This is a genomic window from Bacillus sp. BC08, assembly GCF_054326875.1.
Genome location: NZ_JBTGPA010000031.1, coordinates 659,835 through 684,285, shown reverse-complemented (window position 1 = coordinate 684,285; position 24,451 = coordinate 659,835). Strand labels below are relative to the sequence as shown.

Annotated in this window: 25 protein-coding genes; 17 read left to right on the top strand and 8 right to left on the bottom strand. The window is 33.4% G+C overall.

Annotated elements, in window-relative coordinates:
- Positions 1 to 862 precede the first annotated feature (862 nt).
- Positions 863 to 1,255 carry a DUF1064 domain-containing protein gene (locus tag ACXVYO_RS14100; protein ID WP_458467511.1) on the top strand — a complete coding sequence of 131 codons (393 nt, stop codon included), beginning with the start codon at positions 863 to 865 and terminating at the stop codon, positions 1,253 to 1,255.
- 330 nt (positions 1,256 to 1,585) lie between these two features.
- On the opposite strand, the gene ACXVYO_RS14095 is transcribed toward ACXVYO_RS14100, so the two are convergent.
- The 3 genes from ACXVYO_RS14095 to ACXVYO_RS14085 all read right to left on the bottom strand — a co-directional run bounded on the left by ACXVYO_RS14095 (position 1,586) and on the right by ACXVYO_RS14085 (position 4,998).
- Entirely contained in the window at positions 1,586 to 3,079 is a 1,494-nt protein-coding gene (locus tag ACXVYO_RS14095) for an exosporium leader peptide-containing protein (RefSeq protein ID WP_458467510.1), read from the bottom strand.
- 350 nt (positions 3,080 to 3,429) lie between these two features.
- The gene (locus tag ACXVYO_RS14090) at positions 3,430 to 3,894 is read right to left on the bottom strand and encodes an exosporium protein D (protein ID WP_458467509.1); all 465 of its coding nucleotides are present in this window, start codon (positions 3,892 to 3,894) and stop codon (positions 3,430 to 3,432) included.
- A gap of 402 nt (positions 3,895 to 4,296) precedes the next feature.
- Entirely contained in the window at positions 4,297 to 4,998 is a 702-nt protein-coding gene (locus ACXVYO_RS14085; RefSeq protein ID WP_458467508.1) for a collagen-like protein, read from the bottom strand.
- Between the two features lie 1,418 nt (positions 4,999 to 6,416).
- On the opposite strand from ACXVYO_RS14085, the gene ACXVYO_RS14080 reads away from it, so the two are divergent.
- The 3 genes from ACXVYO_RS14080 (at position 6,417) to ACXVYO_RS14070 (ending at position 8,022) form a co-directional block, all read left to right on the top strand.
- Entirely contained in the window at positions 6,417 to 7,013 is a 597-nt protein-coding gene (locus ACXVYO_RS14080; RefSeq protein WP_458467507.1) for an ABC transporter permease, read from the top strand.
- Between the two features lie 303 nt (positions 7,014 to 7,316).
- On the top strand, positions 7,317 to 7,631 hold the full coding sequence (locus tag ACXVYO_RS14075) for a hypothetical protein (RefSeq protein ID WP_458467506.1): 315 nt from the start codon (positions 7,317 to 7,319) through the stop codon (positions 7,629 to 7,631).
- A gap of 76 nt (positions 7,632 to 7,707) precedes the next feature.
- Positions 7,708 to 8,022, top strand: a complete 315-nt coding sequence (locus ACXVYO_RS14070; protein ID WP_458467505.1) for a hypothetical protein — start codon at positions 7,708 to 7,710, stop codon at positions 8,020 to 8,022.
- 71 nt (positions 8,023 to 8,093) lie between these two features.
- On the opposite strand, the gene ACXVYO_RS14065 is transcribed toward ACXVYO_RS14070, so the two are convergent.
- A complete protein-coding gene (locus ACXVYO_RS14065) occupies positions 8,094 to 8,309 on the bottom strand; it encodes a hypothetical protein (RefSeq protein WP_458467504.1) in 216 nt (71 codons plus the stop codon).
- A gap of 152 nt (positions 8,310 to 8,461) precedes the next feature.
- On the opposite strand from ACXVYO_RS14065, the gene ACXVYO_RS14060 reads away from it, so the two are divergent.
- The 3 genes from ACXVYO_RS14060 to ACXVYO_RS14050 all read left to right on the top strand — a co-directional run bounded on the left by ACXVYO_RS14060 (position 8,462) and on the right by ACXVYO_RS14050 (position 10,782).
- Positions 8,462 to 9,172, top strand: a complete 711-nt coding sequence (locus ACXVYO_RS14060; protein WP_458467503.1) for a class I SAM-dependent methyltransferase — start codon at positions 8,462 to 8,464, stop codon at positions 9,170 to 9,172.
- A gap of 120 nt (positions 9,173 to 9,292) precedes the next feature.
- Entirely contained in the window at positions 9,293 to 9,700 is a 408-nt protein-coding gene (locus ACXVYO_RS14055; protein WP_458467502.1) for a VOC family protein, read from the top strand.
- Positions 9,701 to 9,999: 299 nt separating this feature from the next.
- Positions 10,000 to 10,782 carry a class I SAM-dependent methyltransferase gene (locus ACXVYO_RS14050; protein WP_458467501.1) on the top strand — a complete coding sequence of 261 codons (783 nt, stop codon included), beginning with the start codon at positions 10,000 to 10,002 and terminating at the stop codon, positions 10,780 to 10,782.
- Between the two features lie 179 nt (positions 10,783 to 10,961).
- On the opposite strand, the gene ACXVYO_RS14045 is transcribed toward ACXVYO_RS14050, so the two are convergent.
- Positions 10,962 to 12,647, bottom strand: coding sequence for an alpha-keto acid decarboxylase family protein (locus ACXVYO_RS14045; RefSeq protein ID WP_458467500.1), 1,686 nt, complete (start codon positions 12,645 to 12,647; stop codon positions 10,962 to 10,964).
- Positions 12,648 to 12,750: 103 nt separating this feature from the next.
- Here ACXVYO_RS14045 and ACXVYO_RS14040 point away from each other — a divergent pair, with 103 nt between their 5' ends.
- The 5 genes from ACXVYO_RS14040 to ACXVYO_RS14020 all read left to right on the top strand — a co-directional run bounded on the left by ACXVYO_RS14040 (position 12,751) and on the right by ACXVYO_RS14020 (position 15,539).
- A complete protein-coding gene (locus tag ACXVYO_RS14040; protein ID WP_088080043.1) occupies positions 12,751 to 13,233 on the top strand; it encodes a MarR family winged helix-turn-helix transcriptional regulator in 483 nt (160 codons plus the stop codon).
- A gap of 167 nt (positions 13,234 to 13,400) precedes the next feature.
- A complete protein-coding gene (gene gpmA / locus ACXVYO_RS14035; protein ID WP_458467499.1) occupies positions 13,401 to 14,138 on the top strand; it encodes a 2,3-diphosphoglycerate-dependent phosphoglycerate mutase in 738 nt (245 codons plus the stop codon).
- Positions 14,139 to 14,326: 188 nt separating this feature from the next.
- The gene (locus tag ACXVYO_RS14030; RefSeq protein WP_458467793.1) at positions 14,327 to 15,064 is read left to right on the top strand and encodes a type II toxin-antitoxin system SpoIISA family toxin; all 738 of its coding nucleotides are present in this window, start codon (positions 14,327 to 14,329) and stop codon (positions 15,062 to 15,064) included.
- A 112-nt stretch (positions 15,065 to 15,176) separates the two neighbouring features.
- On the top strand, positions 15,177 to 15,302 hold the full coding sequence (locus ACXVYO_RS14025) for a hypothetical protein (RefSeq protein WP_000588712.1): 126 nt from the start codon (positions 15,177 to 15,179) through the stop codon (positions 15,300 to 15,302).
- Between the two features lie 75 nt (positions 15,303 to 15,377).
- On the top strand, positions 15,378 to 15,539 hold the full coding sequence (locus tag ACXVYO_RS14020; protein ID WP_458467498.1) for a hypothetical protein: 162 nt from the start codon (positions 15,378 to 15,380) through the stop codon (positions 15,537 to 15,539).
- A 44-nt stretch (positions 15,540 to 15,583) separates the two neighbouring features.
- Here the strand turns inward: ACXVYO_RS14020 and ACXVYO_RS14015 are convergent, their stop codons facing one another.
- The gene (locus ACXVYO_RS14015) at positions 15,584 to 15,859 is read right to left on the bottom strand and encodes a hypothetical protein (protein ID WP_458467497.1); all 276 of its coding nucleotides are present in this window, start codon (positions 15,857 to 15,859) and stop codon (positions 15,584 to 15,586) included.
- A 422-nt stretch (positions 15,860 to 16,281) separates the two neighbouring features.
- On the opposite strand from ACXVYO_RS14015, the gene spoIISB reads away from it, so the two are divergent.
- Positions 16,282 to 16,458 (top strand): stage II sporulation protein SB, encoded by a 177-nt coding sequence (gene spoIISB / locus ACXVYO_RS14010; protein WP_458467496.1) that lies wholly within the window; start codon positions 16,282 to 16,284, stop codon positions 16,456 to 16,458.
- An 18-nt stretch (positions 16,459 to 16,476) separates the two neighbouring features.
- Here spoIISB and ACXVYO_RS14005 read toward each other — a convergent pair whose 3' ends face one another.
- On the bottom strand, positions 16,477 to 16,866 hold the full coding sequence (locus ACXVYO_RS14005) for a YxeA family protein (RefSeq protein ID WP_458467495.1): 390 nt from the start codon (positions 16,864 to 16,866) through the stop codon (positions 16,477 to 16,479).
- A 223-nt stretch (positions 16,867 to 17,089) separates the two neighbouring features.
- Between ACXVYO_RS14005 and pepD the strand changes: the two genes are divergently transcribed.
- Positions 17,090 to 18,559 carry a beta-Ala-His dipeptidase gene (pepD, locus tag ACXVYO_RS14000; RefSeq protein ID WP_458467494.1) on the top strand — a complete coding sequence of 490 codons (1,470 nt, stop codon included), beginning with the start codon at positions 17,090 to 17,092 and terminating at the stop codon, positions 18,557 to 18,559.
- A 585-nt stretch (positions 18,560 to 19,144) separates the two neighbouring features.
- On the opposite strand, the gene ACXVYO_RS13995 is transcribed toward pepD, so the two are convergent.
- Positions 19,145 to 19,615, bottom strand: a complete 471-nt coding sequence (locus tag ACXVYO_RS13995) for a DUF5065 family protein (RefSeq protein WP_458467493.1) — start codon at positions 19,613 to 19,615, stop codon at positions 19,145 to 19,147.
- Between the two features lie 444 nt (positions 19,616 to 20,059).
- Between ACXVYO_RS13995 and ACXVYO_RS13990 the strand changes: the two genes are divergently transcribed.
- The 3 genes from ACXVYO_RS13990 (at position 20,060) to ACXVYO_RS13980 (ending at position 24,037) form a co-directional block, all read left to right on the top strand.
- A complete protein-coding gene (locus tag ACXVYO_RS13990; RefSeq protein ID WP_458467492.1) occupies positions 20,060 to 20,719 on the top strand; it encodes a CatB-related O-acetyltransferase in 660 nt (219 codons plus the stop codon).
- Between the two features lie 692 nt (positions 20,720 to 21,411).
- The gene (locus ACXVYO_RS13985) at positions 21,412 to 22,173 is read left to right on the top strand and encodes an ABC transporter ATP-binding protein (protein WP_458467491.1); all 762 of its coding nucleotides are present in this window, start codon (positions 21,412 to 21,414) and stop codon (positions 22,171 to 22,173) included.
- A 16-nt stretch (positions 22,174 to 22,189) separates the two neighbouring features.
- Positions 22,190 to 24,037, top strand: a complete 1,848-nt coding sequence (locus ACXVYO_RS13980) for an FtsX-like permease family protein (protein ID WP_458467490.1) — start codon at positions 22,190 to 22,192, stop codon at positions 24,035 to 24,037.
- The last annotated feature ends 414 nt before the right edge of the window (positions 24,038 to 24,451 follow it).

Sequence of the window (24,451 nt, the reverse complement as noted above, 5' to 3'; positions counted from 1 at the left end):
ATGTTGATGGCGAAATTTATGAAGTTTGTAAAGTGCGAGAATGAAGATGTTTTTGACATCAAGCGCATGTACAGTGAAGGGTTTCAAGAAAATGTAAAATTATTATAACCTCCATTTTGCTTACACGGGCGAGCAAATGTAGCTGGCATGTGGGGTACAATCGTTTGGAACTGGAAAACTCATTTGTTCGTTTTGTTCGATGGAGAAATTGAAAAGCACAACTGTCATCATTTTTGGGAAATTGCTCATTACGATGATGAGGGTAATGTGGTCCGAAGCTACCAGATGGGGGAATATGCGGTATAAGAAAAAAGGACTAGCAGTCGTACCTGCCGTCCTTTAATAGGAGAAAAATTATTCTGGATTAGAACTACGAATAACCAGAAAACGCGCTTTAAATCAGTGTTGTCAAAGATGTAATAATCTATGCAACAAAAAGCTTAGTCGGAATTCAAAACACCAAAATGGCTTGCATTGGTAACAGGCTCAAAACTAGTATATGTAAAATGAAAAATTCCATACAAAAAGCAGACAACAATTTGGGTTGTCTGCCAGTGAGTCGAATGAGTTAGCTAATTGTGATAAATTGCATTCCCATTACGAGAAGAGTGAAGCTGCTAGTTCAAACAGCTTGTTGGTATTATCTTCGATATTTAAAAAAATATACAGAGAAAGCAGATAAGTGAAGAACCTACTGCCTCCTACTGTAACAAAAAAAGAAGTACCAGCCGTGGATTAAGCGGCTTGAAAATAGTATGTATTGATTTTTGAAAAATATTCAAGGGGGGATGTAACATGGAATGTTTGATAAATGGTCTCTATGAAATTAATCAGCTAATAAGTAAAACAAAAGAGAAAAACAATGAGTAAATATAACAATAAAAAGGTTGAGCTAGATTGTTGTATCTTTGATTCAGAAGCCGAGTCTAAATATTATGATTTGTTAAAAGAAAAGCAAAGTGCAGGTGAAGTACAGGCAATCGAATTGCAACCAACGTTTGTTCTACAACCTGGTTACAAAAAGAATGGCAAACGGTTTGATGCAATTACATATAAAGCGGAATTCATGCTCTATTTGCCAAACGGTGATGTAAAAGGTGAAGTAACTGACACCTTTAGTATTGAAAAGAAAATGTTCGAATATTATTTCCTACATTTGTCGCTTGTCGCATCTTGCTTGTATAACGTTATCAGAACAAAAAGTGTGAATGACAGCAATCTTAACAAGTTTTTACGTTGCATTTATATATATTAAGTTTCTTATAGACGCCTGAATTAATGTATAGGAGGAGTTACGATAGGTTCTGGCTAGGAAACGTTATAGGATCCGTATTAGGTTCGTTTGTTACTTTTGATTTACTCTATTTTGGTTTTAGAGCAGAGGAAACTAAAATAGCGGTTATGCAAAAAAATATGATGGTAATAAAGTTTAATACAATTTGTTTATAATGTATATTAATTTTCAGTTTTCAGATTTGCTTAGTAACTAAAAAGTCTCTCCAATCAGATTTGAAGAGACTTTTCTTTTACAAATCATAGCAATGTAGCTCTTGTAAAATTAGGATTTAAGTTCATTCTAAGATGTTTATGGCGTACCAATAGTTACTGCCAGCAATGCGGCAATTCTATCTAAAGCTTCCTGTACTGTAGTAGGAGGAAGGGGTGCCCAGTTTGCTGGATTATTAGGTGTGTAAGCTAGATCGAAAGCATCATCAACTCTAATTAAAGATGTATTTGTTCCTATAAGATTTATTCGGGAACGAATAGGTAATGAATCAACTGTCGCTCTGACTCTTGTAATAACGTTATTAGCACCGTTGACAAATAAATTTCCTGAATTAGGGCTGGGATTGAAGATGTTTTCTGTAATAGCAAAGCTGGTTAAATTTAAGGGGTCAATTGGAATATGACCAGGTAGCACATTAATAATGACATTACCATTTATTCCTCCACCAACTAAGTTGACTTGGGTATCTGTGGTTGCTTGCGAATTAATAGTAATATTGCCACTAGAAACGAACGAAGCAAACATTGCCATATTAATTCCATTTTGAGTATAACCAGCGGATAACATTGAATCACGGATATTCACTTGATTCACAGAAGTCGATAAAGCTGTAAATATAGGAGTAGGGGTTATATTAACGGTAACAAAGAATAATTTACCTGAAACACTTTGTGCCGTTTGAAAGTTAAAATCAAGAGGTGCACTTAGTAATGTCAGATTAACAAACCCAGATCTAGGATCTTGGGAAAAGTTCAAATCAAACCAAGACGGATCATTTATATCGAAAGGAATTTGTAATCTAGTCAATAAAGTACTAGTTCCTACTAATTGAACGTTAGCTTTTAAATGAATTAATGGTTCGATATAGTTGCCAGGTCCAATAGAGATAGCATAACGTTTCGTTATATTTAAAGGATCCGGAAATGGTGCAATAGCATCTGTTATTGATGCCATTGCTGCAGTCACTGTTAAAAATGGTGCGCATTCAGAACCATCAGCAGTAGCGTCATTACCAGCTTTGTTTACATAAACAATTTGAGTGAAAGGTGGTAGGGGTTCTATACATCCAGGTCCAGTAGGCCCGGTACTTCCAGTAGGCCCAGTGTCCCCAGTAGGTCCGATGCCCCCGATAGGCCCAGTGTTCCCAGTGGGTCCAATGCCTCCAGTAGGCCCAGTGCTTCCAGTAGGTCCAATGCCTCCGGTAGGCCCGGTACTTCCAGTAGGTCCATCGGGTGGTCCAGTAGGCCCAGTAGGTCCGGTGGGTCCAGTAGGCCCATCGGGTGGTCCAGTAGGCCCGGTAGGTCCAGTAGGTCCAGTATCGCTAGTAGGCCCAGTAGGCCCGGTAGGTCCAGTAGGTCCAGTATCGCTAGTAGGCCCAGTAGGCCCAGTAGGCCCAGTAGGCCCAGTAGGCCCAGTAGGTCCGGTAGATCCAGTAGGCCCAGTAGGTCCGATAGATCCAGTAGGCCCAGTGGATCCAGTAGGCCCAGTAGGCAGTGTGAATGGTGGAATAGCTGGTAAAGTAGGTCCGAGTAAATCAGGATTTATTAAAGCGGAAGATAATAACTCGTCCATTATAATTTCACCTCTAATAAATTAGTATTTCTAATAATAAATGTGGAAATAGAGAAAAGTGAAATGGACAATTGAAAAATTAGACAATGGAATTTTCGCAAAAATAATATTTAACTGAAAAGAGCACCAACAAAGAGTGTGGTGCTCTTGGACCAAGGACTATATTTTGTATTTTTTAAGTCTATATAAGTATATGAACTTTGCAAATAAATAGTGAATTTGTTTTCACTAAAATTCTTATTTAAATAAAGAAGCCCTAGGATTAGGGGTTCAAACCTTGGTATATTTCACAAGATATAAAAAAAGAAAAGAACTCTCTATATAAAGAGTTCTTCAGGTGATTTAATCTATTAATTGCAATCATGGTAATATTCATCACATGAATCGTTATTATCGCTACAGCAAATACAAAATGTTTTTTGAACAAATAAACTAACTATACTAGTAGGACCTTCCTGTCTTGTAAGAGTAAGACTTTGAAAATCTTCAACTTGAAATATTTTTGTTTGAACGGGTTGTAATGTAGTAGTAATTGGTATACTAGATTTTCTTGTTAGAATAGTTACTTGAACGGGTGCACTCATACCAACAACAAATAACTGGATTAATGTTTTATTGTGATTGTTTGTAAAATCCTCAAATACAGTTTGTGGAGTGGTAGTTTCAAGGAAAACAGATACAGGTATATTTCCATTTGCATTTTCTTCAGAACCTGCAATTGTATGCGTCTCAATAAAACAGTTATTTTTTTGATTGCTCGAATGTGACTGTTTTTTATAATACTTTTTACCGTCTTTATAAAAGTAATCAGCCATATGAATGTAAAGCTCCCTTCTTTTAGATGTCTATATAGTTTATTTAATAAAGCGAAGTAGTGCTTGTACAACATTATAAAATCCGCTCTCGTTTTTACTAAAAGGTGTTATTTGAAAATTAAAGAGCGCCATCTAAGGCGCTCACGAATAAAAACTAATATTGAAAAAGAATACCACATGATATCGTATGTATGCTTCTAAAGGGTGTGCGGATTTAAAATAAAATAGTCATTGGAATGAAATGAAGAGTAACCGATAATGGATTAATGAATATATAGTGAGTGGAGTCAAGGGTGAGGGGCCAGATTATGGTGATTTCGAATATGAAAAGAGAGCCAGAAGGCCCTCTTTAATAGTTATTGGATTCGCCAGTAAACCAAAACATTCAAATGCATTAATTTATTAAAAATTTTGTGAACATGAAGTACAAGGCCCACCAGTAGGTTGAAATACGACATTGTCAACAAAAGCTGTTGCACCTTCTCCACCTGTAGCAGTATTTTGGAAAGAAATACATGCTATAGTCACAGTGGCTGGTATGCACACAACAAGAATATAATGTTGGAAAAGAGATTGCGGTTGATTCATAACTGGTACAATATGTGGAATGTTTGATGGACCAAGAGTTACAGGGGCAGGAGGACATGCTTGCCCGAGCTCTGGAAAAGATACAGAAGCAATAAGAAATGCACCATCCCTTACATCTGCAGCAAATGAAAATGTATAACAACAACCTTCGTCAACATCAACTGTTTGATTAATACTTCCACCTGGACCAATTGATGCAGCTAAGAGACTAAATGACCCATCTGGCAGAAAACGACCACTATGAACATTTGGAAAACCTACTTCTGAAACCGAACCGGCTTGATTCCAACCTGGAACTGGATCTACTCCTACAGGTGGTATGTCAAATCCAGGGTTGTTAAGAACATTATTACATGGACAACATCCTACAGCAGTAGGTCCAGTAGGTCCAGTCGCTCCTGTCGGCCCAGTAGGTCCAGTTGCTCCTGTCGGTCCAGTAGGTCCAACTTGAGGTGGGGGTACTGGGGGAAGAAAACAATCACATGGAATATGAAATTTCTTTTTAAATTCACTCATTTTTACACCATCCTTATCATTCACCTACTTACACACTACAACTTATGAATTGGTTAACACACAAGTATAATAAAAAAGCCCTTGAAAATTAAAATAAATAAAAAAATAAGCCCTTATGTCACAAATATAAACCCATTCCATAATATGTAAAGAACGAGTGTTCGCTACGAAAAGTAATATATATAAGGGAGTTCGCTTCCTAAATCAACACCGTTGAACCTGTTACTTTTGTTGCTTCTGCTGGTAAAGTGAATGACGAAAAATAGATAGGAGTATTGAATCGATTAAAATTGATTTAATAGCAGTACCATGTAAAACAATATTTTCTTTATTCATATCTTTACCTCTTATGATTGCTCGTCATAGGTGGTAAAGGTAGCAAAAAGCAATTATATATAAGTGTAAGGATAGTTAAGGGAAATTAAAGAATATATCGAAGTGAATGAAAAATGTAAGAAGAATTATACGATCATAGTGGTTAGATAATATTCAATGGTGAATGGGTTGAAGTGGACAAGCAATTGTATTTTATAAATTAAACAAAAATTTCATTTAATAAGTATTCAAAGATCAAAAAAGAGCACTTAATAAAGTGCTCTCGTGACGAGATTCATTTTGTAATGACTATTTCAATTTATAAAGAAAGGAACACAGAATATTATATGTGCGTGCAGTCAATTGAGTTCGTTATTTACAAACAAAGAGCAGCTAGCAAAAGCTAACTGCTCGGTTTCAAGGTGATAATCTAGATGCAAATACAGTTTGGCCAAGATAAGGAGTAACTTTCAAGTAATTAGATTGAATGGAGGAGAACCATATCATATGAATCAATTGTCATTCTTTGAAGCTATCGATGAAAAGGAGATGTGTAGACTTGTGGTGAAGGAGCTGAAAAACTACAGAGCATTGTGCGTCCGGATGAAGAATTAAGAAGAACAGGATCAAGCGGGGGGCAGCGTTCTTTTTCTTAAAATAAAAGGTGACGATAAGAATCATGAGATACGTTTTAAACAAATTAAACGGACATTAAAATATGACCTTGATGAAGATGAACGCAAGATAATTGAAATGAAGTACCTGGGGAATCAGAAAGTTAAAGATTCGTTTGTGTACAATGAATTAATGATAAAGCGTGATCCGTATTATCAGAAGAAAATAGTGCTATTCAGTTGATAGCTACGGCTTTAGGAATTATATAAAACTTGCTTTTGAAGCAACAGAAATGGAATTCTAGTGTTTTTTGGTGTTGATATCGATAAGAAAGGATGTGGTAGTTCTACTATACATGTTTTTATGTTTCTTTTATTTTCAGAATAGTGAGGATTATTGATTCTATTAAAAGTAATAATAGCTCGTCCAAACCTTTTAAATCTATCTTACATAGTATGTAGTAATAAATTTAAAAGGGGGAAACTAGTATGTCTTATTCCTACTATGATCATTGTAAGGATTACAAAAACAAATATCATGATTGTCTTAAAAGCAGTAAGAGTTATGACAAATGTGATAAAAAACATGATGAAAAGCCTTGGATTAATGTAAAAGTGAATTGTTGTTCTGATGATAACGAATACAATCTTGTAAGAGCATCTGCTTTTAGAGCTGTAAGCACAGTTAATCAGAATGTGCCAGCAAATACTTTTGTAAAAGTCTTATTCCAAAATGAACAATTTGATTTAGCAAATGAATATAACCCTGCAACATCCATTTTTATACCAAAGACAAGAGGTGTTTATTCTGTTATTGGAACAATCGCGTTCATTCCTAATAATCTAAACACAAACTATAGAGCGCGGGTAGAAATTCGAGTTAATGGAAATCCGGCAATTGCAATAGATAATGATTTTTTTGGTCCAATAAACTTTGCTAATGTTGTTGCCGTTTCATCAATAATTCAATTGAATGCAGGGGATGTAGTCGAGGTTTTTGCACAAAGTAGCGTAGCTGGAGTTATTTCAAATGTAGAAAATAGTACGCATTTTGAAGCTGCAAGATTCCCGTCTCCCAAAGAATAAGTGATATAAAATCTCGTCAATAATTTTATCTAAGTAAAGCCACTGATTTATATTTGACTTGCATAAATGCAGGTCTTTTTTCGATAAAAAGGGTGATGAAAAAGGGGACGTTTCTGGGGATTTCTCAAAGTAGAATTAATAATACGCTATATCAATAAAGTTCTTTGAAAAAAGAATAGTGTGGGGATAGCGTAGCCCCTTTGTTAAAAGGATACCGGAAAACGAGCAAGGGCGGTAAGAATCTGCAAAAAAGGAAGAAAAGACCAATTGTATTTAAATATTCAGCCACGGTGCATTTGTATCGTGGCTTTTGTGTTTCTTATTGAGTATAGTATTTTCTTTACTAAATTCATAAGTGACATAAAAGAAATTATTAAAAAAGATTACTTCTCCCCAGAGGAGCTAATGGCTGAAGAACAATTAAAAGTCGAGTTGCAGAAATTTAGAGAATTTAACTCATTAAAAGAAGCAAGACAGTTTATTTACCGTTACGTTCATAGGAATCCTGAATGGTTCAATGGAAATGGTGATGTGAATGAGTACAATAACAAGCAGTCAAGGCCAGACGCAGATGATGCATGGCATGAAAATGTGTTTGAAAACGAATATACAAGGTAATATAAAGATCTTGAAGATTGGAAAAAATAAAAAAGCATTTTAAACATTTCTTATAGCATCGAATACTTATGTAAATATGGGAAACAGATTTAATTTTTGGAATGAGGGTATCGATGTGGATATAACACATATTATGGCGAGAATAGTGGTTAATGGGAAAGATCTTCCGTTTACTTCAGTTAGAACCTCTGCGTGGATTAATGGACCTGCGAATGATTTAATTGTTACGACTAAGCATAGAGTGAATGAGCTTTATCGGTTTATGTGGTCACGGGTGCCAGTTATGCTGACAATGTATTTTCTTCAGGGTGCTGACGTGATGAGATTTGCTAGGGTTGCTGGAGTTGATGAAAGTGTGACGGGAGAATATATATATCATTTTATTTGGTGATAAGACAAACTTTAAGTAGCCTAACAGCTGCTTTTTTATTTTGAACAGAAAAAACCTGTAGTGGCTCCTTTTCACAATACTACCTTATATTTATTGATTTTCCGCTTAACATCCATAAAAACTAATAGTGTTGCAATAGCGCAAAGACCTTTAAACCAAAGGAATTCAGAAGAAAATAGTCCGCCAAAGAAAGCAACCAAGTGTACAAAACAAGTAATACCAAATAACCAAAGCATAAACTTAAATTTTTTTGATAAATATGTATAGTTTTTAAATCTTTCCCACATATGTATCAACTTCTATTCTTAAGATGTTCTGTAGTTTTACTTGATGTTATCTCGCATGTTTCAGACAAAGAAAAGTAGGGATTTTTTCTTTGTCTGAAGGTTCTAAAAGATATATAATAATTTTCTGACTATTAAAATTTGGAGGGGTACAAATGACAAATGAAACGTTGCACACGCAAGAAGATATTATTCAAATGCTTGATTCATTATTAAGACCAGCAGCACCATTTTGGAATGAATTTTATGCGAATAGAGAAAAAAATGTTCCGTTTTTTGAAAATGTTCCAGATGAAAATCTAGTTTCATATATAGAAACAGGATCGGTTTCCAAAGGGGAAGTGCTGGAGCTTGGATGTGGTCCAGGAAGAAATGCAATTTATTTGGCGAATGAAGGGTTTGAAGTAACAGCAGTGGATTTATCTATAGAAGGTATAAATTGGGCGAAAGAGAGGGCGTTAGCAAAAGGAATAGAAATTGAGTTTATTTGTGATTCGATTTTTAATTTAGAGGGTCAAAATGATTTTGATTTTGTATACGATTCGGGCTGTTTACATCATATTCCACCACATAGAAGAATACATTATGTGAATTTAATTAAAAACTCATTGAAATCGGGTGGTTATTTTGGATTAACATGTTTTGCAGCAGGCGATTTTGATGAGCGAAATGGATCAGAAATAACAGATTGGGACGTATATAGAGGATGGAGTTTACAAGGTGGTCTTGCATATTCAGAAGAAAAATTAAGAGGGATATTTAAAGAATTTGAAGTGATCGAAATTAGAAAGATGAAGCAAATTGACCAACCAAATACTATGTTTGGAGAATCATTTCTTTGGACAGCATTATTTAAGAAGAAATAAACAGGTATTTAATTGACAAACTCATCTTTTTTATAGACAATACATTTATAAGAATATACGTTCGGTTTTTGCTTGCCAATGTATGTTTTACATAAATACATAACAAGGGGCTGTCTCTGTATGAATAAAACAAATCAAAAAATCACTACGTTTTTAATGTTTGAAGGTAAAGCTGAAGAGGCGATGAATTTTTACACGTCGCTATTTGATCAATCAGAAATTGTAAATATCTCTCGTTACGATGAAAATGGACCTGGTAAAGAGGGTTCTGTCATTCATGCAACTTTTACGTTACACGGGCAAGAGTTCATGTGCATCGATAGTTATGTAAATCATAATTTTACATTTACACCAGCAATGTCTCTTTATGTAACTTGTGATACGGAAGAAGAAATTGAAACTGCTTTTAATAAACTAGCGCAGGATGGATCTGTACTAATGCCTTTAGGTTCTTATCCATTTAGTAAAAAATTTGGTTGGTTAAATGATAAGTATGGTGTGTCTTGGCAGTTAACGCTTGTGGAATAAATTGTAATTTATTTGTTTAATGGATGTAGTTCAGAGGTTGAAAATTTAAATAAATTTTAAAAAGGTGTTCCAACCGTCAACAGGTTTGGAATGCCTTTTTATTTGTAATTGATTAGTTTAAATGAATTTATATTTTTTCTATTTAGAATATTTTATTTTTCTCACTACTTTTTATCTGTTAATATAAATATAGAAAAATATGTATTAATTATTGGTTACGTTAATAGAAAAAGGAAAGCTTACATAGTAAATGATCTTACATTTAAAATGTAACAAGATAGCTAGGGGGAATAGTTATAATGGATACAACTCAACAAAACAATAATGCATGGGATAAAAAGGTTGAAGAAGGCTCTAGATACACGCAGCCTGTAAGTAGCGAGGTTATTGAGAAAAGCAAAACAGGTGAATGGGAGATTACAGTTACTACGGAAAAATTAGTTCCTAGAGAGTGGTTTCCAAAGTCATTAGATGGATTAAAGATACTTTGCTTAGCATCAGGTGGTGGACAACAAGCACCTGTTCTAGCTGCTGCTGGAGCAGATGTAACAGTTACTGATATATCAAGAAAGCAGTTGGAACAAGATAAAAAGGTAGCAGAACGGGACGGGTTAACTTTAAAAACAGTTCAAGGAGATATGTCAGACCTTAGTGATTTTGAAGATGAATATTTTGATATTGTCGTAAATCCCGTTTCTAATTTGTTTGTAAAAGATGTTCATCTTGTATGGAATGAGGTATCAAGGGTACTAAAGAATAGAGGAATTCTTATTTCAGGATTTACAAATCCGTTACTATGGATTTTTGATGACAATCAAGAACAAAAAGGTATACTTGATGTTAAACATTCTATACCTTCATCAACACTAGACTACTTACGAGAGGATGAAGTTCAAGATTATGTAAATTCCAATCAGACAATAGAATATGCCCATACTCTTGAAGATCAAATTCAAGGTCAAATTGAAGCTGGTTTAGTCATAACCGGTTTTTATGAGGATGATTTTGGTGGAACTAGAATATTAGATAAGCATATTAAAACTTTTATTGCTACAAAAGCTATAAAGTTAAAGATGGATTAAAAACGTTTGCTTGTTATACTGGGCGTTAGTTGAAGAGTGCTCTTGAAAAATAAGGGGAAGTTCAATATATGTCAAAAAGGATGGCACTTGCCATCCTTTTCCTTGTGTATTTGGAGTATCAAAACAAGTTTTACAACTCTCAGCTGAACCTGATATTATTTATAGCTACGCTTTTCTTATTAAGAATTTTGCTTGCCGAATCTTTCACCGAGTTTAGCTAACAATTCAGGCTGATCCCCTTGATTCATTACAACTTCAATAAAGATAAGTTGATTCTTATTTAAAGTTATATCCATTAAGACTTCTGCTAACTCTATTTCATTTTTCACTTTAAATGTTTGGCATTTTTCTTCTGATCCGAATGCGTTTGCGAGTTTTGTGTAATCCCACATTTGTATGTCATTATACGGTTGATTTTGACCATGAATTGCACGTTCAACAGTGTATCCATTGTTATTAATTAAAAATATAATCGGTTTTAAATTTTGACGGAGTATAGTCGATAACTCTTGAACAGTTAATTGGAAAGAACCATCACCAATAATTAAAATGTTACGCCGCGATAAATCAGCGAGCTGTGTACCGAGTAGAGCAGGTAATGTATAACCGATCGATCCCCATAATGGTTGTGCTACATAAGTAGTGTTATTTGGTAAAGGGATAGCAGCACTACCGAAGAAAGGCGTTCCTTGTTCTGCAATTAAAACATCGTTTTCTTGTAAGAAATAGTATATTTGTTGCCAAAAACGTTTTTGTGTGACCATTTGTGCTTTGGGATTAAACTCTTCAGTAAACGATAGTGATTCTGAAATAAAGGGCTTAATTTCTAGTGTTTCCTCTATGCGATGTTCGATTAAATCAGTTAATTGTTCTAAAACATCTTTCATTACAACTGGTCCATATGTTTTATCTATAATTTTTACAGTATAGGGATGGATTTCTATTACTTGCTCTTTCGTAAAGCCTTGTGTAAAGCCGCCAGTAATAGTATCAGTTAATTTCACGCCAATACTAATAATACAGTCAGATTCATCAATTCTTTTTCGTAAGTATGGAGAACTAACATCACCAGTATAAACTCCTATAAATTGAGGGTGTTTTTCAGGGAAGACTCCTTTCCCCATACTTAAAGTTGCGATAGGAAATCCAGTTTTTTCTACGAATTGATGCAAATATTCTTCCGCATGAAAACGAGCGACTTCAAAATCAGCTAAAATAACAGGTTTTTTGGCACTGTTTATTTTTGAAGTTGCATGTAGAAGCATTTTATCTAGCGCATCTTTATTACTTACAACTGGTTTATGTAAAATTGGTTCCGTAGGTTTATTGATTGATTTATTATACACATCAATCGGTAATTGAATATGAACAGGGCGTTTCTCAATCCAACATGCACGTAACACACGGTCTATTTCCTCGGTGGCATGCTCAGGTGTTAATTTTGATTGTGCCACCGTGATTTCTCTATACATATTGGAAAAATGATCGAACTTTCCATCACCTAACGTATGATGAACGAGTGCTCCATTTTCCATTACTTTAGTTGTTGGCGTACCAGTTATTTTTATAACTGGTACGTTTTCTGCGTATGACCCAGCAACGCCGTTAAGTGCGCTTAATTCTCCAACACCGAAAGTGGTAATAAGAGCGGCGATTCCTTTTATACGAGCATATCCATCAGCAGCATATGCCGCATTTAATTCATTACAATTACCAATCCACTTTAGCTTTTCATGTGCTAGTACATCATCTAAAAAAGCCAAATTATAATCACCAGGGACACCAAAAATATGTTCAATTCCTAATTCGCTTAGTCGGTCTAGTAAATATGTACTTACAGTATATTGCGTTTTCAAGTGAATCATCTCCTAATTTTGCAATGAATATTTCAATAGACTAAGTTCCAATGCGTTCATTAAAATATTGATTACTGGATTGTGGTATAATTTACATACAGGGGGAAAGTAGATGACACAACATAAAGAAGAACAGATGAATGAAGCATTAGCATTATTTTACTTTGCATATAAAACATTTACTGAAAAGCCAGATGAAATTATAAAAGAGTATGGCATACAACGAGTACATCACCGGATTTTATTTTTTATCGCACGATTTCCAGGGATAAGTGTAAATGAGTTATTATCACTGCTAGAAATAAGTAAACAAGCTCTTCACGGACCATTACGACAACTTGTGGAAAAGGGTTTAATTGAGAGCAATGAAGCTACACATGACCGTCGTGTGAAACAGTTATCTTTAACAGAAATAGGCGTAGATTTAGAGAAAAAACTGAGCGATGTTCAAAGACAACAAATGAGTGCTATTTTTTCAAAATTTGGTGAATCGTGTGAAGAAAATTGGCATCAAGTTATGAATGAAATGGCAAATAGTCGATCAGGTTTTGATGCTTGGATATCAAAACGAGAAGTTGTAATCGATCAAAAATAATAAGAAATATATCTGTTTTTATAGTTTGAAAAAGAACAAATTTTATCCATACATTTGGCAACTATGGTTTGATCATAGAGTGAATGGATAAAAAGATACATTACTAGATACTTTATACGTGTACGCAATGGAACAATAAAATTCACATTTCCGAGAGGGGAATTATTATGATAAAACTTGTACTTATTCGTCACGGACAAAGTTTATGGAATTTTGAAAATCGATTTACAGGATGGACAGATGTAGATTTATCAGAGAATGGGTTAAGTGAAGCGAGAGAAGCAGGAGCGATATTAAAGAAAAATGGATATACGTTTGACGCCGCCTATACATCTGTATTAAAAAGAGCAATCCGGACTTTATGGATTGTACTTCATGAGATGGATCTTGCCTGGGTCCCAGTACATAAATCTTGGAAGCTAAATGAAAGACATTACGGTGCATTACAAGGGTTAAATAAAGATGAAACAGCGAAAAAATATGGTGAGGAGCAAGTTCATATTTGGAGAAGAAGTATTGATGTAAGACCACCTGCTCTTACTGAAGATGATCCTAGATTTGAAATGAATGATCCAAAATATAAAGCACTTAAAAAAGGTGAGTTTCCATTGACTGAATGTTTAGTGGACACGGAGAAAAGAGTTCTTGATTATTGGCATTCAGAAATTGCGCCGTCATTAAAAAATGGAGAAAAGGTGATAATTTCATCGCACGGTAATACAATACGTTCGCTAGTTAAATACTTAGATAACCTTTCAAGTGATGGTGTTGTTTCATTAAATATTCCAACGAGTATACCACTCGTGTATGAATTAGACGATAATTTACGTCCAATTCGTCATTATTACTTAAGTATGGCTGGAGAAGTACCTGAAGGGGAAATTCCAAAACATATTTCTTTTTAACATGAAAATTTGAAACGTATGCTTGTCTACATATACAATGTAGATTCAAGATAAAAGACGTGGTACCTTCTAATGTATATGCGATATTGCTAAATTTAGAAGCTTGTCCACGTCTTTTGTCATAAAGAGAGCTGCTTGTGCATGTAATGATATCGTGAGTAGTTTTTGAATGGAGGGTGATGTCATTGGTGATCTCTAACATTCGAATCGGCTTATTTATTTTAGCAATCGTTTTTCTAGTTCTTGTTTTTTTTTACTGGAGAAATGAAGAGTTGTACGAAGAGAAGAAGCAACGGATTAGAAAGACTTGGTATGGGTTGTTTATAGTATCAGTCACCGTGTATTTCATGATAAAAGGAATAGATTTAACCCTCTGGAAAAATCTTTTAATGTTCACTGCAATGGTTATTTTCGTTGATATTGCATTTATTTTAACACCTAATATTTCAGAAATATGGGGAGCGAAATTTAGCGATATCGGCAAGACTGTTCAATCGATTAAACGATCATTAATTGCTTCTAAAGCAAGAGGAGAAATATACACAACTATCATTCAAACTGTCAATCCAGCAGTATTCGGTACGATGGAGTGGCATACGGAAGAAGAATATACAAAAAGCTTAAACGCATTTTTAGATTCGTATGGAGAAAAGATTGGAGCGAAAATTGTTGTATTTGAAGCGACAAAGGAATTAAATACAAACTTTTGCGGTATCCGCTCGCAATTTAGTACGATCGTTCCGTTAGAGTACATGGAACAATTAAATGAGCAGAAAGCGGTGCAAGTAGAAAATGTCGGAATTATACCAGCAAAAATAGTGAGTGATGTTTTCATTGTTATTGATGGGAAGAAAAATAATCTGCAAGATCGGGATTTTGAAAATGTATATAATTTAACAATACATCATAGTTATTTTAGTAAATAAGGACAGGATTTTCTTCTGTCCTTTTCACTTATACATAAAGGTAATGCGAATTTAGACAAACTTGTATAAAATCGGACAATCATTCCTACACTAGCACGTAGAGGTGATTGTAATGATAAAAGATTATGACAATGATTTTTTTAAAGAAGATAATGAAGATACAACAGATTTCTCGTTAATAAAAGGAGATACATTACAACAAGTAGAAGAGTTAGAAGAAGAATTAAAAAGAAAATGATACTTGTACACGCTGTCTACATTTACGATATAATATAAATAGAAGATTGTATCTTTTTGAAAAGGGGGAGAGGAGATGACTGAAGTAAATGTACAAAAGTCTTCATTTTTTAAAGAAAAAAAAGAAGAACCAAATACAGATTTCTCTCTTGTGAAAGGTGCATTGACTCAAAATGTAGATCAATTAGAAAAATTTATAAAGGCGACTCCATATAAGTATACAAAAGAGAATGCGTAAAAGCATTCTCTTTTGTATTACACTCTTTATGATTTGCTTATCTGCTATTTCTTTTTTTGTTTAAAAATGATTTTATACATATAATACCCAAGGGCTGCAAAAAGGAATCCAATAGCAGCACCAACTACTTCTTTCATAAACAATAAGTATAATGAAGCAATAAGTAGGGCAAATAAGATTAAAAGTAATACATACTTTGAAATGAATTCTAACCCTTTGTATACTAATAGTATTACACCTGAAAGAACAGTGAGGATAGGTAATATCCTATTTTCGAAAAAACCTTCCTTTTTTTTGCTAGAATGCTGTCGTTTATTCAATATAAATATACTCCCGTCTTAAAGGATTAATGCTTTATTAGTTTTGCTATTTCTTTTTCGAAAAGATTTTTGGTTAAATAGGTTATATCAAAGGAATCATTTATTATATTTCGAATTAATAGCCATTGGATGTTTGGTGATTCAATAACAAAGAATCAAAATTTACTTTTTTATAATATCAAATATTATTATTAAATAGTAGATTAATGTTGGTAATTTTATGATAATTAACAAAAATAAAAAAGAGAGAATGCCAGGTAGGAGTTAAAGGTATATCAGATTTCTCGTTAATAAAAGGAGATACATTGCAGCAAGTAGAAGAATTAGAAGAATTAAAAAGAAAATGATACTTGTACATGCTGCGTACATTTGCGATATAATATAAATAGAAGGTTGTATCTTTTTGAAAAGGGGGAGAAGAGATGGCTGAAGTAAATGTACAAAAGTCTTCATTTTTTAAAGAAAAAAAAGAAGAATCAAATACAGATTTCTCTCTTGTGAAAGGTGCGTTAACGGAAAATATAAATCGTTTAGAGAAACTGATGAATAATAGCAGTTCAAAATATATACGAGTGAAAAAAACAAAAGAAAATGCATAGAGCATTTTCTTTTGTTTTTTATTTAGCATTTAACTTTTCTTTTACTTTTGCGGGTAAGTCAGCTTCCTGAACCTCTTCGTATGACCTCACTTCAATTGATGATATTTCATTTTTGCTCTTATCATCTTGATCTACATAAAGACATAAAAATGCCTTTTCATTTAATTTATGTTCGTTTGATGCTTTCTTACTTCTAAATGTAATTTGTTTTTTTACTCCGTCTTCGTCATATGCGGGCAACGTGTAGTTTCGTAAGCTTATACCTTCTACTTTTTCAATCGTCCCTTCGCCTTTTATCTGCACGTAATACACATCCTTACCAATTCGATTTAGTGATGCTCTCTCACAGCCAATAGTAAAACTAGAAAATAATAAACATAGTGTAATAATCGCTAAAAACTTTTTCATTTTCTTTATCTCCTTCAATTTGTTTCTTTACACAGTATGCGCCTATTATGAAATGAGAAAAATCGATATAGATTACAATACCCTTACAGTGTTGTAAGAAGTTGTCCATAAAATGAACAATATAGATAATATTAAAAAAGTTAAAAGAAAGGTAAAATAATGAATCATGGTATAATGATAAAAGACTTACATATTATTTTGTCATTTTGAGAGGAGCTTAAAAATGTATTCTACTTTAGAACAATTAACAAAGCACCCTGTATTTTATCATTTTGCAGAAATTTCAAAGATTCCTAGAGGATCGGGTAATGAAAAGGAAATTAGTGATTATTTAGTTGGCTTTGCAAAAGAGCGTAATTTAGAAGTGATTCAAGATGAAGCAATGAATGTCATTATTAAAAAAGAAGCAACTACTGGTTATGAAAATGTACCAGCTATTATCATTCAAGGTCATATGGATATGGTATGTGAAAAAAATCAAGCAACCGTACATGATTTTGAAAAAGATCCAATTGAATTACGAATCATTGGGGACATGTTATATGCAAATCAAACGACTTTAGGTGCTGATAATGGTATTGCAGTTGCGTATGCAATGGCTTTATTAGATTCAAAAGACATTCCGCATCCAGCACTTGAGGTAGTTATTACTACTGAAGAAGAAACAACAATGGGCGGGGCTTTCGCTGTTGATGCAAATCACTTTGATGGTAAGATTTTTATAAATATTGATTCTGAAGAAGATCATAAATTACTTGTAAGTAGCGCAGGTGGTGCGAAAGCTGTTGAAACAATTCCAGTAATATGGGATGAAGCGCCAGCTAATACGGATGCATACCGTCTATATGTTGGTGGTTTAAAAGGCGGACATTCTGGTATGGAAATTGATAAACAACGTGGTAATGCAAACAAAGTATTAGGACGAGTATTACGTGATTTATCAGCAAATATTCAATTTGATATAAGTGAAGTTCACGGCGGATTAAAAACAAATGCAATTCCGCGTGAAAGTGTAGTTACAATTGTATTACGTACAGAAGATGTAGAGAAAGTGGAAGAAAAACTAGTATCTTGGACAAGAGTATTACAAGAAGAAATGCGTGCTGTTGATCCAGATGTTCATGTTACACTTACAAAATTGGATGAAAAAGTAGAAAAAGTATTTGCTAAAGAGACACAAAAGCAACTTATTTCATCATTATTCTTAATTCCAAACGGCATTCAAAGTATGAGCTTGGATATTAAAGGTCTAGTAGAAAGTTCAACAAATTTAGGTGTTATTGAAACGTTGCAAGATGAAATTAAATTACGTAACGAAGTGAGAAGTTCTGTAAGTAGTTTAAAACAACATGTTGCAGATGAAATTAAATGTATTGCCGAGTTAGTTGGTGCAACATTTGAAATAGAGTCAGAGTATCCAGAATGGCCATACAATCCAAATTCACAAATTCGTAATTTGTTTGAAAAAGTGCATCAAGAAAAATACAATAAAGAGATTGAAATCTTCGCTGTACATGCAGGTATCGAATGTAGTGCATTCGTTCAAAAGATGCCTGACTTAGATGCAATTTCATTCGGTCCAGATATATTCAATGTTCACACTCCAGATGAACATATTAGTATTTCTTCTGTTGTGAATAACTGGGGATTCTTCGTTGATGTAATAAAGGGTACAAAAGAATTAGCTAAATAATATTGATGAAATGAAAAGTAGCCTATAAAATTTTATAGGCTACTTTTTTGTATAGCGTTTTATTAGAAATTTATTTTTACGTTAGCATTTAATTTTTGCTTTTATTTCTAGCGGATATTGTACCAAAGGCTGCTCCAGATATTGCTCCGATTAAAGTCATAAAAATTGCACTCCATGCTGCAAATGACATTATTACACCTCCAAGTAATTAATTATTGTTTCTTAGCCTTTTGAATAGAAATGATAATTGCAACAACTATTAAGAAAATAAGTGGAGACCAAGAATAGAAAGACATGTAATATTCTCCTTCCAATATTAATTTTAAATATTTTTATAAACAAATTATCGCATTTTTAAAGAGTGAACAAATAAAATATGCACTATTGCATATTTTATTTGTAGAATTTAAAGAACTCGAAATAGTTATTGAATAAAAATGCTAATTTATAAAGAGAGTAAGCATTTTTTAACCTTAAAAAGGGCAAATAATCAAAAAGCTCCTCTATCTTATATAAGGTAGAGGAGCTTTTAAAATGGTTTTTGTCCAATAAAAATAGTATTAAATATTTTTTGATGAGATTTAATTATTTTGAGATTTTAAAGCTACCTCCATAATAATAATTTTCTCCAAGTTTCATAACAGCTACATATGTTCCAGGATTATAAGCCTTAGTAATAGGTGTTACAAATCTACCATAATTATGTTTCAAACCCGAGTCATAAATGGTTTTATATCTATGCAAGTTTATTTCATCATTTTCATTTCCACTCAATTGATATATTTTTACAATACCAGTATCTTTACCACCAGTAAATATAGTAACATCGAATGTATCTCCATGTTTTAAGTCACCAACTGCTAACTCTTCTATAAAATCTGCATTATGATGTAATAAAAAATAGCTTTGCCACCGCCAATTATCTGAATATCGTGATTCTTTTTGTGTAAGTTGCGATTCAGCAGACGCAGGTGGGAGTGTACCAATTGTATTTGAAAATAAAAATCCTCCAACAGTTAATGCACCAATAATTGTTGATTGCCTTAAAAGTTTCATCTTCTAAACCTCCTATTTACTTAAGGATTCAGAAATCGTTTTTGTGAAATCTAATGGGTGATAATATATTCTATAACCATATTAACATTTATTGATTTATCAGACAAATTAATAAATAATAAAATTATATCGAGGGAGTGAAGGCTAATATAAGAAAGAAGTTAGGTGTGTGTATAAATAATAAATCTTTATTATAAGTAATTGTGATTTATTATTTGAAAACTCGTTTATTTTAACGCTGAAATTTAAGTTCACACCATTAATTTGAGTACATAATTTTACAATTTGACTTATGTAATTTATCACGTTATGATTTTTTTATTATAAAAGAAAGGCTTGAATATAATGATTCGTCGTTTGAGAAAGCTAAAAAATGTAGCAGTCGTAGTAAGCTTCTAAGTGAATTACAAAGATCTACAATACTTAGAAGCGAGGAATAAAGTTATGAAGCATCCATTATTTAATCATTGGTCAGAAACGAAGTATTTAAAAGATATAGTAACAAATCCACTCATTGAAGTAGGAGAGTACTCCTATTATTCAGGGTATTACGGTCATCAAAATTTTGAAGATGGCTGTGTAAGGTATTTGTGGGGGGATGCTAAGTCCCGTGCACTTTTTAATCCAATTGAACAGATGGGATGGCATCTTGATAGACTTATTATTGGGAACTATGTTTGTATTGCTAGTGGAGTAGTCATTTTAATGGGTGGTAATCATAATCATCACTCAGAATGGATTACAGTATATCCATTCGCTGAGCAAATTGAACATTCATATGAACCGAAGGGTGATACAGTCATTAAAAGTGATGCTTGGATTGGAATGAATGCTATAATAATGCCTGGCGTTACAATCGGTGAAGGTGCAATCGTTGCAGCAGGATCTGTCGTAAGTAAAGATGTTCCGCCGTATACAATAGTTGGTGGAAATCCTGCTAAGGAGATAAAGAAGCGGTTCACTGATACAGAAATGAATATGCTAATGGAGATGCGTTGGTTTGATTGGGATAGAGAGTTGATTGAGAAGGCAATTCCTCTTTTATCTAGTCCAGCCATTGAACCATTATTTGCTTTTTATAAAAATGAAGTAAAAAAGAAATAGATCAGTTAGAGAAACTACATCCTAAATAGGGTGTAGTTTTTTATTATTTGTACTAGAAACAATTATGAAATAATCTCCCCGTTATGGTTTAGTTTTTATAAATTATCTTAAGAAAAATTAAGAAATATAACCAGTAGTTCTTAATATGTTTTATTTATAATTCAAATGATTGCGCAAAATTGTTTCTTCATTTTCCCTGCAAGGTGTTCCATCATGAAATCTTCGCCAGGAAGCAGAAAAAAGGTAGCTCATATATTAGAAGTTTCAGCGATATTCCAAAAGTATTTACCTGAAGTATTTGGTCGACAGCAACATTTGTACTTATATATAAGCTGGGTATTATACAGTTTATAAAATCTGCAGCAATGATTCTTTTTTTGAGATAGCGAAAAGGGATTTTTTTATGCAATTCATTTTGTTTTCTTATCTAAATAGGAACAAATTTATTACTTAGATTGTCTATTACGTGTATTCCTAAAAATGGATGTCCAAATTGAATACAATTTATCCTGTTTGATATCTATTTTTATGTATTGCAAAAATATGAAAGGCCTTATTATTTTGAAAAATAAAAAGATATATATTGGTGGGGTACAAGTTTAATACTTTTACAGATGGGGCATTGCAAGTGGAAACGAAAAAAAACAACCAGAACGGTAGCTTATCAATCATAGAGACGTAGGAGGATATATATGATAAAACCAGTCGTAGACGTAAAAAACATTCAAAAAGTGTACGGTAAAAAAGGTGAGAATCAATCACACGCATTAAAAAGTGTTTCATTCTCGATTCAAGAGGGGGAGTTTGTTGGAATCATGGGGCCATCTGGTTCTGGCAAAACAACATTATTAAATGTAATTTCGACTCTTGATAAAGCGACAGGTGGCGTTATTGAAATTGCAGGAACGGATATTACGAAAATGAAGCATGGTGAGCTTTCTGATTTCCGTTCGCAAAAGTTAGGATTCATTTTCCAAGACTTTAACTTATTAGAGAACTTATCTATTTATGAAAACATCGCACTTCCACTTTCCCTTCAAGGTGTTTCATCACGTAATATTGGACCGAAAGTAGAAAAAGTAGCGGATATGCTAGGGATTACAGAAATTCTTCAAAAGTACCCATCTGAAGTATCTGGTGGACAAAAGCAGCGTTCAGCAGCAGCGCGTGCTCTAGTGCATGAGCCTGCAATTATTTTAGGGGACGAGCCAACAGGAGCTCTTGATTCTAAAAATGCAACAAGTTTACTTAATGCGATGACAAACTTAAATAAAGAACAAGGCGTATCAATTATGATGGTTACGCATGATCCATACAGTGCAAGTTACTGTCAGCGTATTTTATTCATACAAGATGGTGAATTATATAAAGAAATTTACCGTGGTGGTAAACGTGAAGAGTTTTATAAAGAAATTTTAGACGTGCTTGCAGATTTAGGCACACAAAAAGCGTAAGAAAGGAGGTTTGGGCATGTTATTTAAACTTTCCATGTCAGGGTTAAAAAGTAAGTTGCAAGATTATATTGTATTACTTATTGGTCTTATTGTATCTATTTCAACTTTTTATATGTTTCAAACGCTATCACTAAATAAAGCGTTCCTTGAATCCAATGCAAACGTTGGTCCTATTGTATTAATATTTCAAATAGGTTCCACTTTATTAGCGATTGTAACATTTTTTTACATTATGTATGCAAACTCTTTCTTATTATCTCTACGCCAAAAGGAGTTTGGTATGTATATGATGTTAGGAGCAAAAAAGTATAAAGTTACATCACTAATGTTCCTTGAAACAATCATATTAGGTGCGGCGTCACTTGTGATTGGGATTACAATTGGTGTAGCACTTGCAGAAGGTATCGGGCAGTTATTAATGAAACAATTGGAGTTAACTGGAGAAGGTTACCAAGCTTTCTATATTCCGTCTATGGCCGTTACTTGCATCTTCTTCTTTGCATTATTTGTATTATCAGCAAGCATGAACAGTATTAAATTGTCACGTATTTCTGTATTACAGCTTGTACATGCAGATGCACAAACAGAGCGCGTCGCGGTAAAAGGAAAAATGACAGCTGTAGTTGCCTTACTTGGTCTAATTTTGTTAAGTATTGGTTATGCTTCACTGCTTTATATACCACAGGCAAAAAATCTAGGAACAGTTCCTGCATTAATGGCCCTTGGATTAATCTCAGCAACTGTTAGTACTTACATGTTGTTTGGATCACTTCTCCCAGTTATGATAAAAAAAATAAAAAGTAATAAAAAGCGTAGTGAAAAAGGGCTTAATGCTTTTACCTTTGCTCAATTAAACTTCCGCATTAATGGCCTAACAAATGTGCTTGCGACGGTAGCAATCTTAGTAGCCCTTGGAGCAGGTGGAATTGCGTGTGGTATGGCATTTAAAAACGACGTTTTAAAGCAGACTGATAAAGGAACAATTTACGATTCGGTAGTTCATAATCCAACAGCAGAAGAAAAGAACATTTTGAGTAGTATTTTATTTCAAGAGAAACTTGAATATCGCTACAAAGTAGATGATAAGTATGTTTATTATATAAAAGAAGAGCTAGAGAATAATCGTCCTTTAGTAAAAGATAGAAAAAATGAGAAGATAATAAAGGTTTCAGAGGATATCCCCATGGATGCATTTGTATTGTCAAGACTATGGGTTAAAAATGATGGGAAACCAAAACAATGGAGCGACGCTTTCGAAACAATTCAGCCCAAGTATATATATCCTGATCATAAAATAAAAATTGTAGATCAAAACATATACGATAGAATGAAAGTTAAAGAAAATATTATTTTTATTGGGAAAACAGATGTTTTTGGAGCATACGTAAAAGAATGGAAAAAAATTGATGAATTACAGGTAGTTAAATATAAAAATGTGAAAGTGGAAGAACTGGATAGTAAGTATCAAACATATAAGGCGAATCAAAGTTTTTCCAGCGGACTAATGTTTATGGGGTTCTTCGTTGGAATTGCGTTTTTAGCAATGATGGCCAGTTGCTTAATGTTTAAAATACTATCTGGTGCATCTAAAGATAGTATACGTTATCAAATGCTTCGTAAAATTGGTGTTCGTCGGGAATTATTAACACAATCGATTTATAAGGAGTTATTCTTCATATTCCTAGTCCCAGCAATTATCGGTATTACTCACATATTAGTTGGCATGAACATGTTTGGGCCTCTTTTAATTGATCCGTATTTTCAAATTTGGTTACCAATTGTTATTTTCATAGTCATTTACTCGATTTACTACTGGATTACAGTTCAATTATATAAAAAAATTGTACTTCCGAAAGAAGGTTAATGTAATCATATTATGTATACTAACTATCAACATAATTAGTCCTCGTTATGATGAAATGAAAAAATACCATGTAAGCAAAATAGAAAGTGAATTTGAGATGCAAATATGCAGTAATGAGCGGCAGAAAGCGTTAGAAAGAAGTAAATACAAGTAGGGGGCGCATTTCATGTATAACTTACAAGAAGATATGTATGAGCAATTAAAAGAGAAAAATATCATTCTTTCTATATCTTAATTATGAATAGGCCAGATAGCATCGTTCCTACATTAAGTACTACTTTAACCTCATTTGTAGGAATGCTTGTACTATCCCCTTACAATAAAATTAAATAATCATCCAATATTAATTGATAACTATAATCGGAATTTTAATAGGATGGAACAATTATCAAAATAATATCTTGTACCCATTGT